This is a genomic window from Chryseobacterium scophthalmum (assembly GCF_900143185.1).
Lineage (GTDB): Bacteria > Bacteroidota > Bacteroidia > Flavobacteriales > Weeksellaceae > Chryseobacterium > Chryseobacterium scophthalmum.
Window position 1 is genome coordinate 147,549 of record NZ_FSRQ01000006.1, and the last position, 12,144, is coordinate 159,692.

Below are 12,144 nucleotides of genomic sequence, written 5' to 3' on the forward strand. Positions count from 1 at the left end.
ATAAAAGGAGAAAATTTACTTAATAAAGTGTAAATAGTTTCATCAAATTATCAATAGATAAGTTTTGGCTAAAGCCAGATGAATTATGGTAAACTAAAAAACGGGCTAAAGCCCGTTCCTATTGATATTGAAATATTGTGTTGCTTTTTTATGTAATAAATCAGAGCTGTTCACTAACTAACTAACTAACTAACTAACTAACTAACTAACTAACTAACTAAAATCAGCTTTTTAGAAAGGATATCCAATGGCAATATTCAGAATCAGATTATCTTTTCTCCAGCTTGAATCTCCAAAATTGATTCTGTCGAAAGTCCATCGGTCGCCTTTTTCGTAATATGGAACTCTTAGAGGCATTGCCAAATCAAGTCTTAAAACTAAAATTGAGAAATCTAATCGTAGACCAACTCCGGCTCCTACAGCAATTTCGGTTAAGAAATCTTTAGAAAATTTTCCTCCCGGTCTTGTATTAACTCCTTTATCATCGATATCATCATTAATCAGCCAGATGTTTCCGGCATCTACAAATGCGGCAACATTTAAGAATTTATAAAGATTGGCTCTGTATTCTGCATTGAATTCTAACTTCACATCACCCGACTGATCAAACATAAACCTATTTTTTTCTTGATCAGGTCTCGGATCGTAACTTCCAGGACCTAAAGTTCTTGCTCTGAATGCTCTGATACTGTTACTTCCTCCTACAAAAAACTGTCTTGAGAAAGGAATATGCTCTGAATTTCCGTAAGGAATGGCAACTCCTGCAATAAGTCTTGACGCGAAAGATGTTTTCTCATTAAACTTATGATAGAATCTTACATCGTTTTCAATTTTGGCATACTGACTGAAAGGAATACCGAAAATTGTTTTCTCTTTTCCCTCTTTTGCATTGGCTCCCGTTACAAGACCTGTAATATTTCCTGCTAAATCGAGCATTCCTTTATAGTAGAATGTATTTTTTCTCGGAAGCATTGTTGTGGAGTAGGTGTAAGAATAAGTGGGTCCAAAAATTAATTGTTTGTCAACAATTCTTTGTTGATAAGCATTGCCGTCTGAAATTGAATCAAATTTTGCAGTAACATTGGCCGGACGAATTAAAGAAACGTCAAAAATATTGAGTTCATGTTCTTTTCTTACATTTTCTTTCCATTGATATCCAAATGAAGCATTAAATGTATTTAAAGAGTATAAAGTGGTTCTGTTCTGAAATTCATAACCTAATTTAACATTGGTTCTCGGTACGAAAGCACTCGAAGAATTAAAACGGAAAGGCGCTACAATTCTCGGAATAGATAATTGTACATTAGTTCCCGCTCTGAAAATATTTTCAGCATCTGCAGGACCGCCCATTTGAACATCGAATGCTCCATAAACAGAAGCTTTAAACTGTTCTGCACCACGGAAAAAATTTCGTTGCGTCCAGTTTAAATTTAATTCACTTCCTGCATAATTCGCAGAATTGGTTCTTCCCAAAGCTTCCAAGCGTAAAGATTGAAGTTCTCTTGGAGTCAATACATAATATGCATCAAACTTATGATTTAAAGAATCTGAAACGACAAATTCATTTTTCACAAATTTAAAAACACCCAGACTGATCAATCGGTTAAGTGATAAATTGTGGTCTTTTCTATTGTAGATATCACCTTGATTGAAATATAAAGCTCGGTCAAAAATTCTTGGTTTAAATTTTTTATCAGGATCAACTACGTAAATATTATTGTACTCATATCCTTTCAAAGAATCGGGATTCATCGGGATATTGTATTTTCCTTTTTTAGCATCACGGAGATTGTAATTAGGAAAAACAACCACTTTATCAATCGTAAATTGTTCGGTTGCCAATTTCGGTGTGTTGTCTTTCAGCTTTACGATAAGCTCAACTTTTGGATCTTTAGTTACCGTACTGTCTGCTTGCACAATAATATTGTCTGGACTGAAATAATAAAAACCTTTGTCTTTTAGCTCATTGTCGATTCTTTGTCGTTCGTTTTTGATGACATCAAGATCGAACGGATTTCCTGCTTTAAGTAACGTTTTTTCTTTTAAATTCTGTATTTCGGAATTTATAAGTGTAGAATCTTTTGGGAAATTCACATTGCTGATTAAATATCTCGCTCCAGGATTTAAGATGTAAATGACCTGCGCTTTTTTATTTTTTGAAACCGTGTCATATTTAGCTTTTGCATTAAAATAACCTTTGTTTTCAGAATAATTTACTATAATGTCTTTATTAAATTCTCTGTCAACATCTCCCAATAAAACTGGTTCTTCACCAAATTTATATTTCAGCCAGTATTTTATGCCTTTTTCTTTTTTAGGTTCTTTCGTAGTATTGTATGCATACAGTTTCGGTCTTAAACCAAGAAAAGTAGAATTAGGTTTTGGGGTGAGGCTTTCTTCCAATGCAGACTGCAATTCACTTTTTTCTTTTTTTGAAAGAGAATCGTTTTCTATTTTTACTTCAGCTCCGGTATAGAGCATTTGCCCGTCTTTCAGAAATTTGGTATTGCTACAAGAGATAACTGCCACCGTCATTCCCGATGCCAAAAAATATTTGCAGTATATATTAAAGGTATTCTTCATTATTTAAATTCTACGACTTGGTTATCTTGTTTTCTTTTATTTTCTCTGATTTCCTTGTTTCTCTGATTTCTCGATTTACGGAAGATATCACGGAATTTATCGTAATCTAATGTGATAATAAACCCAACTCCGGTTTCTATAATTTGTCCTTGTAAAGCAACCTGATAATCATTTTTTCGGTAAGCTCTTAGCATATATCTTCCGTCTCTAGAAAGGCTGTAATCTATCGTAACATCTCCTGCAATATTGGTCGTATTCTCGTTTTGTCTCGCTTCACCTTCCAATCCGAAATTACTTCCTACCGTAACTTTTAGACGGTCATTTAATAATTTTTTGCTGATGTCGATATTCAGGTCGGTTCTTGTATTCTGTTGTCCGGTAGAATAATCTTCGGTAGATTCAAGATCAAAATTCAGATCAACTCCTTTTATAAGATTTGAAGCAATATTATTAAGTTGTTGCGAAAGAATTTTACTCACACTCTGTCTCGCCAATGTCTCAGCTGAAACTCCGGAATTGCTTTCGAAAGGATTTTCACCGATAAAACGATTCAGTAAGAGCAAAGCAAAAACCTGCTTATTCATTTCATTTTCGTCTTGTCGCAATTGAGATAATTTTCCGTCTACTGTTTCTGTAACGGTAGAAGAAACCGCGTTATTTTTTTCGTCTGTGGTAATATCAAAAGAGATATCAGGTTTCAAAAGTTCTCCTTTAAGAATCAGTAATGTATTGAATGGAATTCTTTGTTTAAACTGATTAAGATCTGCAGGATTTCCTCCAAACTGTTGTTCCACAAGATCAATAGGCGCTGCATTGGTTTTATAGATTGCGGTAATATCTAATTTGGCAGTTGTTGGTTCGCCGGTCCAGGTGATGGTACTTCCTTTTTGGATGTCAAATTTTCTTTTCAAAAGACTGACAGACATTTCGTAGCTTCCTTTTTCTACCTGATAAACGCCGACTAAAGTTGTTTTTCCTGAAGGATCAATTCCGCCCGTTAAATCTGCTTCACCCTGAAGTTTTACAAAATCTCCGTTGGCTTTGTCAATAATGATCGACATTTTTGCTTCTTTATCTACTTCAATATTAACATTCACATCCAATCCTTTAATAGGACTTTCTGCTTTGACAGAATCAGCTTTTATGGTTTTATTAAGAGCAATCTGATCCTGATCGATGAATTCTACAATCCCGTCTCTTTCCTGTAACGACGGGCTCGATTGCGGAAGGACAAAAGTGAAATCTGTTTTTTCTGAAACTGCCAATCTACCATCAACTTTTGGTAAATCTAGATTCCCACCCACTTTTAATGCCGCATCAATTGCAAGAATTCCGTACATCATAGCATCGTTTGATTTTTCAGAATTTACGACTTTGAAATCTTTAGCTTTTAGGTCTAAATTAAATGCAAAATCTCTGTAAGTCTGCGTTAGAATTTGTCCGTCAATATTCAGAGCATTTCCGTCTTTGTCTTTAATTTTAAAGTCGTCAAACTCAATTCCGCGGTTGGTAAATCCTATTTTATCGTTGATGTTTCTGAAATCACTTCCGGTTTGCGCAATCATTAATCCGACATTATTTAGTTTAATATCACCCAAAATTCTCGGTGCAGTTGTCGTTCCTGTAATTTTTAAATCTCCCGAAAGATAACCTTCGGTATTGGTAATTGCATTCATCGAAAAGCCCTGAAGTGTTTTCATCTGAAGCTGATTCATATTTAAATTTAAATCAAACGTACTCGAAGTAGTGTTGTAATTTCCTAAAATCTTCACATCATTATTATTCCCGGAAAGTGCAATGTCTGCATTCAGAAGATTTGCGGATTGGTTATTGACTTTAATCGCCAAATTTCCTACCGGACTTCCATAAACAATCAGATCAGAAACATTGATGTCTGAAGTGAACGTCATATTTTTGGTTAAATCTCTCAACTGCGCTGTTCCGTTGATGGTTCCTTTCGCTAACAATGAATCTTTTTTGATGATCTCTGTAATCGTTTCAATTTTAAAATCTTTCAAAGAAACATTCAGCGGACTGGTTGGTGAACTGCTTTCAGACTGTAAAGAGATTTCGGCTCCCGAATTGGAAAGTTTAAAATTATCCGCAACAATTCCCTGACTGAAAATCTGAATTTTATTGTTTTCAGCAACCGTCCAATCCATATAATTTAATTTTAAACCATTCGGATTCAACGATATTTCGGTAACATCATTCAGCGATTTGGCATTTCCTGCAATCAGGAACTGCGTTTGATCTTTATCGTCTTTTGTGGTGATATTATAATTGATGATATTATTGGCAACATCGCCATTAATGTTCACTTTATTTAAAGCAAAACTTTCACTTTTCAAAGCAGCAACACTAAGATCATATTGTAAAGCCTGATTTTCGTTGGTGATTTTCAGATTGGTGTTTTCTAAAGTATTTGTTCCGTACAAAACCTGTGGAATTTTTGCATCTAATTCTATTTTCTGAGAATCTGCATTGTAATTTCCTGTAATATTGATGGTTTCAAAACTTTTCAGATCCGGTACAAATTTTCTGATCAAGTCATCATTTTTAATCGCTGCATTGATGGTGAAAAATTGTCCGGCATCAATTTTCTGAGCTTTGCCAGGTTTTTGAAACTGATAATATTGATTAATGGTTTGCGATAAAGCTCCAAAAATCTGAGTCAGTTTATATTTACCATTCAATTCAACATCTGCAATCTGCGAATTGAATTGAATTAAAGTTGAATCTGCTCTTGAAACTGCATTCAATCTAACTTCCTGGATAGGGTAGACTTCTTTGGTATCTGAAATGGCAAAATCCTTTAAATTAAGATATCCGTTCAGATTATCCGGATCTAAGCTTTTAAAATCGGCATCAATTCCACCCGCAATGATCATTGGAGAACTGTAGAATCCTAATTTGTTTAGATCTAATTTATTAATATTTCCATTGACTTTTACTGTCGGATTTTTCTCATCGTAAACTCCGGAAGCAGCAAGATGTAAATTGGCATTCGGATCTTTTGAGTTTAAATCAATATCATAAGCGCCACGGTTTATTTTACCTTTCAGATTCATATTCTGATAGGTGTAACCGTTGTAAGTTGCAGATCGTACGTCACCCGAAAGATTTGCAGACATTGTTTTTGGGTCAAAACCTTGTCCTTTTGCATTGATGGTTGCGGTGACACTTCCAATATCTTTATTTTGAATCAGTTTTCCGATCTGAAGACTCTGAAGATTGGCTTTTACATCAAAAGTTTCTCTGTTTTTTTTGCGCATATCGGCTTTAGCAATCACGGCAGCGTTTCCTAATGTGGAAGTCAGACGCAAATTGGCATCCACAACTTTGGTAGTACCTTTTGCAGTTCCACGGATTGTAAAAGAAGATGGCAAAGTAATATTGTTCGGAATTGTGTTTTTCGGAACTAAATTATAAATGGTTTTTGAAGAAGAAGAAACTTCTGCAATTTTTAGATCGTAATACAACTGATCAGGATTCATCGCATTTTTGATCTTTCCTGAAGCTAAAACTCTCAATTGGTCTAAACCTGAAACTTTCAGATTTTGAATCATTAAATCATTCACAGTTCCGTTCACCAATGCATTTACATTTAAAGTTGCATTAGGATATTTGTTAAATGGTGCGGTATTTTTTAAGGTCGGAACTAAATTTAAAATATCAGAAAAACCAATTTTAGAATCACGGATATCGGCTGAAATTTTTACCGCTCCAAGATTAAATGATAATTGGTCAATCGAATTATAATTTAAAATAACTTCGTCACGCAAAATGGTTTTCGGAGTCTGCAGGTAAAGGTTTTTTAAATACGCTTCTTTTTCTGCGTAAACAAAATCGGTGTTGAATTTTTGAATATCTAAACCTCTTGATTCCTGTATTTCTGCTGATTTTACAGAACCTGCAAAACCATTGTTTTCCATTTTAAAATTTCGAACGTCGATATTTAATTTATCAAAATTAAGATGGTTAAAATCCATTCCGCTTTTTGTAGGAGCGATGGCTGTATTGTTGTAAGCGATTTTTACATCATCTAAATGAAGTCTCCCCAAAAGGACTTTCATTGCTTTTTCTTTTGCCGAATTTTTTGAAACTTCAGGCTTTTCTTCGTTTTTAGGATTTGCGTTTTTCGTTGGAAGGAATAAATTGGCGTTGATATTTGCTCCGGTTAAATAAACATTTCCAACATTATAATCGTTGTTTTCAAGATCAATGCTGTTCACTTTCGTGCTTAATTCTTTAAAAAGAACTTTCGCAAACGTTTTGGTATTGTCGTCGCCGTAGTCAATATCAAAATTGGTTAGGTTTATTTTGTTTAAACCTAATTTCATTGCCTTTTTCTGATTCAGAGAATCTACTTTTTCTTCTACATTGGCTGCAACTTCCTTTACCAGATCTTGTTTTAGTTTTAATTTTAATCCATCAAGATTAATATCGTTTACTGCGTAAGAGTTGTTTTGAAGGTCGAAAGTTTTTACCCGGGTATCAAAAGATTTGAAATATACTTTAATATCGTTTCGGGATTGCTGATCGTTGAAAGTGATCCCGATATCTTTTAATTTAATTTTATCAAGAGAAATAATAAAAGGTTTTGACGGTTTTTGCTCCTGTTCTTTATCGGAAGTTGCAAAAGCATCAATAATATAATCGAAATTGAATTTTCCGTCTGGTTTTCTTACCACATTTGCGCGAACGCCTTCTAAATCTATGGAGGTAATATCAGCTTTAGAATTAATCAATTTCCACATGTCTAAACCGACATCAAATTTTTTCACCGCTAAAAGGGTATCGATATTCTGACCTTTTAAATATAGATTTTCCATCACCAAACTGTTTGGGAAAGCTATATAGACTTTGTCGAGACTTACTTTGGTTTTTATTTTTTTCTCAAGGTAAACTATGAGTTTATCTTTTACAAAGTTCTGAACCACCGGAAGTCTTAAACTTAAGATAAGCAGGATGATTAAAACGACAAAAGAGATAATTGTAATAACAATACCTCTGAGAATTTTTCTTTTGTTGAATTTCAGTTTCAAATTTTTGTGATTTAGACAAATATACAATTCGTTTTTGGGTTGGCGAACGGATTGTTTCACCGATGTTTAAATATTGAATCTTGTCTTATATTTTGAAAATTTGAAATTTAATAAGCTTCACCATAATTGTTTTTTTTGAAAAAGCCCATTGGTAAAGGCTTTGTTTAATAATATTAAGCAATATGTTTGCCAACGAGGGGTAGTTATGTTAAAAAAATGTAAATGTGGTAGCTGTTTTAAACTACAAAAACCTGCTCAGAGAACAGGTTTTTGCATGATGTATGCCTCAGTTGATAATTAAATATTATGGAATATTTAAAGTGAATAGGTTTTCAGATGTTAGTTGAGTTACAACTGCGACATACATCTGATGGAGATTCAATTCATAGTTTTATATATTTAGATGAGTAATTATTCTTGCCATTTTGCAATTTCTCCTTGCGGAGCTGCACCTCCTTGTTTTTCTGTGATAGGAGATTTTTCTTGATTGATATGATATATATAGGATGCGATTTTTTCGGCGTCTCTTCCTGTAATGGTTCCTTCTTTTATGAATGGACGCATGGTTGGGTTGTTTGGCGAACCGTTTTCGAGCATCCAGAAAACATTTTTAAATAAACTTTTCTCTTTAATGTTAATCCAGTGTGTATCGGTTAAGTTTGGACCGATGCCGCCTTTTCCGCCGTCTGCATGACAGGTTACACAATTGGTTTTAAATAATTGCTCACCTTCTGCAATATAATCAGCGCTATATTTTGCGGTTTCTAAATTAATAGGCGGAGCATTTTTTTCGTATTCTTCAATGGAAGCCAGTTGTAATTTAGCTTCTTTATCGTATTCTGCTTCGGGATGAGCATAATCTGTGAAAGCAAACGCAATCATATAAACTGCACAGAAGATAATTCCGAAATAGAAAAGTCCGATCCACCATTTTGGTAATGAGTTGTCGAGTTCAGTAATTCCGTCGAACCCGTGATCAATCAAAATATCTTTTTCCTCAGCCTGCGATTGTTTTTTGAAAGCCGAATTCCAAAGTTTTAGATAATACGGAGTTGTTTTATCAGTAATATATTCCTGCTTCTCTTCTTCTGTCAATCTGCTGAACCTTTCGTTTTCTACCAAATCTCCGATAGAATTCATGATGAGCAATAAAATGGTGATGATGATTAACAATGCCCAAAAGAAAGGGGTAGAAAAATAATTGGCATCTTGTGCGAACATTTCGAACGCCATTACCGTAATTCCTATGGTTATTGCTATATATATAGATATGGGTGTTCTCGTTTTCATTGTAATAGATATTTAAAATTAATCTACGCTTGCTGTTTTGATGTCTGTCGTTTTGATGTCTGTTCCCAGTCTTTGCAGATAGGCAATCATGGCGATGATCTCTCTCTGTTCCATTGGTACAAAATTGTTTCCTTTGGCAATTTTCTCTTTATCCATTTGATCTTTTACATCGGTTGCTTCAGAATAAATTCTTTTTACAATCGCTTGTGACTGATTATTTGCCCATCGATCTGCTGAATCTATCTGTGCTTTGGTGTACGGAACATCAAAAGTATTTTTCATCAGTTTCATTTTATCAATCATTTGAGAACGATCCAGTTTGTTGGTAATCAGCCAAGGGAAACGCGGCATAATAGAACCTGCAGAAGTAATTCTTGGGTTGTACATATGTTTAAAATGCCATGAATCTGGGTTTCTTGCACCTTCTCTGTGAAGATCCGGTCCTGTTCTTTTTGATCCCCAAAGGAATGGTCTGTCGTAAACGAATTCTCCTGCTTTAGAATACTGTCCGTTTTTACCGTCAAATCTTGTTACTTCATCACGGAATGGTCTGATCATTTGTGAGTGACACGAGTTACAGCCTTCTCTTACATATAGATCTCTACCTTCCAACTCTAATGGTGAATAGGGTTTTACTGCAGATATTGTAGGTAAGTTGCTTTTTACAGTCAGTGTAGGAACAATTTCGACCAATCCACCGATTGCAATGGCTACAAAAGCTAATATTGATAATAGGTGAGGGGTTCTTTCTAACCAAAGGTGTACGCCTTCGCCTTCTTTTCTGCCTGAACCAACATTGGCTAAAGCTGGTGCTTCTGCAGGAACATTTTTCTGGAATGATCCGGCTTTAATTGTTTTGTAAACATTTACAACCATTAAAATAGCTCCACTCAGATAAAATAATCCACCCAAGAATCTCATTTTAAAGTAAGGAATAATCGCAGTCACAGTATCTAGCCAGTTTTTCCACAATAAAGTTCCATCTGGATTGAATTGTTTCCACATCAAACCTTGAGTAAATCCTGCGATATACATTGGAACGGCATAGAAAATAATTCCTAAAGTTCCCAGCCAGAAATGCCAGTTGGCTAATTTTTTAGACCAAAGTTCGGTTTTCCACATGATCGGAATCAGATAATAGATAACTCCGAATGCCATGAAACCATTCCATCCTAAAGCTCCTAAGTGAACGTGACCAATTACCCAGTCGGTGTAATGTCCGATTTTATTTAAAGATTTTGTTGCTAAAAGCGGTCCTTCAAAGGTCGCCATACCATAACAAGTAACTGCAACTACGAAGAATTTCAAGATAGGATTATCTCTTACTTTATCCCAGGCTCCTCTTAAAGTTAATAATCCATTCAACATTCCACCCCAAGACGGAGCGATCAACATGATTGAGAAACCTGTTCCCACCGCTTGAGCCCATGCTGGTAAAGCAGTATATTGAAGATGGTGAGGTCCTGCCCAAAGGTAAACGAAGATCAACGACCAAAAGTGAATAATTGAAAGTTTATATGAAAATACAGGTCTGTTGGCTGCTTTAGGCATAAAATAATACATTAAACCTAAAACCGGTGTCGTCAATACAAATGCAACCGCATTATGACCATACCACCATTGGACTAGGGCATCTTTCACTCCTGCGTAAGCAGAATATGATTTCCAGCTTGTAAAAGATAACGGAACTTCTAAATTATTAAAGATATGAAGCATCGCAACAGCAATCCATGTTGCAATATAAAACCAGATGGCTACATATAAATGACGCACTCTTCTTTTGGCAATCGTTCCAAACATATTGATTCCGAAAATTACCCAAGAGAAAGTTATCAAAATATCAATTGGCCACTCATGTTCAGCATATTCTTTTGAAGTGTTGATTCCCATTAAGAAAGTAATGACAACGGCGATGATCATAATTTGCCATGTCCAGAAATGAATCCATGAAAGCGTATCGCTGTACATTCTGGTTTTCAAAAGTCTTTGCATACTATAATAAGCCCCGCAGAAGAATGAATTACAAACAAAAGCAAAAATAACTGCACTCGTATGAAGCATTCTGATTCTTCCAAACCCTAAAGCACCCTGCGAATTGACTAATCCCTGAATATTCCCACTTCTTAAACTTTGAATGGTTGTATCGTCAGTACCAAATAAAAATTCAGGTAATTCAGGATAAAATAGCATCAAAGCAGCAGTTAATCCTAAAATAAAACCGATAATCCCGAATACTACAGTAGCATAAAGGAATGCTCTGACAATATTATTGTCATAATGAAATTTTTGCGTCTCCATAAATCTTGTATCTTGCAGCGAACAATATTTTTCATAGAATTTCCCTTAAATAAAGAGTTTCGGTGCTCTGAAAAAAAATATCATGCTGTGTATGTAATGTTTTGACAAAGGTATTTACTAACTTTGTCTAAGGCTATTAGATAAACTTCTAAAATATACCGAAAACTACTAAGCTATTGTGTAATGAAAATTTGTGGACAAAATATCAGGAAAATGCGACGCGACCGTGACCTTACTCAGGAATATATGGCCTTCGAAATGGGTATTTCTCAAAAAGCATATTCTGATATCGAAAATTCAAAAGTGAAAATCAATCTGGAGATTCTCACAAAAATTTCAAACATCCTCAATATAAAACCCTCGGAAATCTGCAGTATCTCTCACAAGTGCGGTACAAATGATTATGAAGACAAATACAATGAGCTTATTGAATATATGAAGAAAAATAATATTGCTTTGCCCCAAAATTTGTAACAATTTCATCTATCCTTATATATAGATTTTTCTTTAGTAGCAATTTCCGGCTTTCACTACTCGCTTTTTTGCGCCCTGCTTTTTCTTTGCAGCAAAAAGAGCTCAAACAAGCCGTTTAATCCGGGCTATTTTAAAAATTGTTCCATTTAGTAGATAATACCTAATATCATTAGAAGCAAAAATATTAAAAAGCCACGGAGTGGCGTCCTGTTAATAGGATAAGATGTTACCAAAATACGAGATAGCGCTCCTTCGGAGCGCTACCTTTGTAGCAAAGCATATGAATTTAGAATCAAAGCTCCATGGGAGCGACACATAGATCACAAGTCCTTTGTTTTCTGATTTATTTTTCTTTACTAAGTGAAACGCCTTTGTTTGTCTTATATAAGGATGTAAAAACAACTCTTAGTTTTCCTTTGCGATAAAACCGCTTCCCTATATATTTTATCAT

At 34.8% G+C, this 12,144-nt stretch carries 5 protein-coding genes; 1 reads left to right on the forward strand and 4 read right to left on the reverse strand.

The window, feature by feature from the left end; genetic code table 11:
- Positions 1–231 precede the first annotated feature (231 nt).
- From tamL to ccoN, 4 genes are all read right to left on the reverse strand, one after another.
- Entirely contained in the window at positions 232–2,583 is a 2,352-nt protein-coding gene (gene tamL, locus BUR17_RS20170) for a translocation and assembly module lipoprotein TamL (RefSeq protein WP_074232290.1), read from the reverse strand.
- The gene (locus BUR17_RS20175) at positions 2,583–7,631 is read right to left on the reverse strand and encodes a translocation/assembly module TamB domain-containing protein (RefSeq protein ID WP_084550843.1); all 5,049 of its coding nucleotides are present in this window, start codon (positions 7,629–7,631) and stop codon (positions 2,583–2,585) included. The genes tamL and BUR17_RS20175 overlap by 1 nt, the downstream gene beginning before the upstream one ends.
- Positions 7,632–8,042: 411 nt before the next feature.
- A complete protein-coding gene (locus BUR17_RS20180) occupies positions 8,043–8,921 on the reverse strand; it encodes a cbb3-type cytochrome c oxidase N-terminal domain-containing protein (RefSeq protein ID WP_074232291.1) in 879 nt (292 codons plus the stop codon).
- An 18-nt stretch (positions 8,922–8,939) separates the two neighbouring features.
- Complete coding sequence (gene ccoN, locus BUR17_RS20185) at positions 8,940–11,219, reverse strand: cytochrome-c oxidase, cbb3-type subunit I (RefSeq protein WP_074232292.1); 2,280 nt, start codon at positions 11,217–11,219, stop codon at positions 8,940–8,942.
- Positions 11,220–11,402: 183 nt separating this feature from the next.
- Between ccoN and BUR17_RS20190 the strand changes: the two genes are divergently transcribed.
- On the forward strand, positions 11,403–11,693 hold the full coding sequence (locus tag BUR17_RS20190) for a helix-turn-helix domain-containing protein (RefSeq protein ID WP_074232293.1): 291 nt from the start codon (positions 11,403–11,405) through the stop codon (positions 11,691–11,693).
- Positions 11,694–12,144 lie beyond the last annotated feature (451 nt).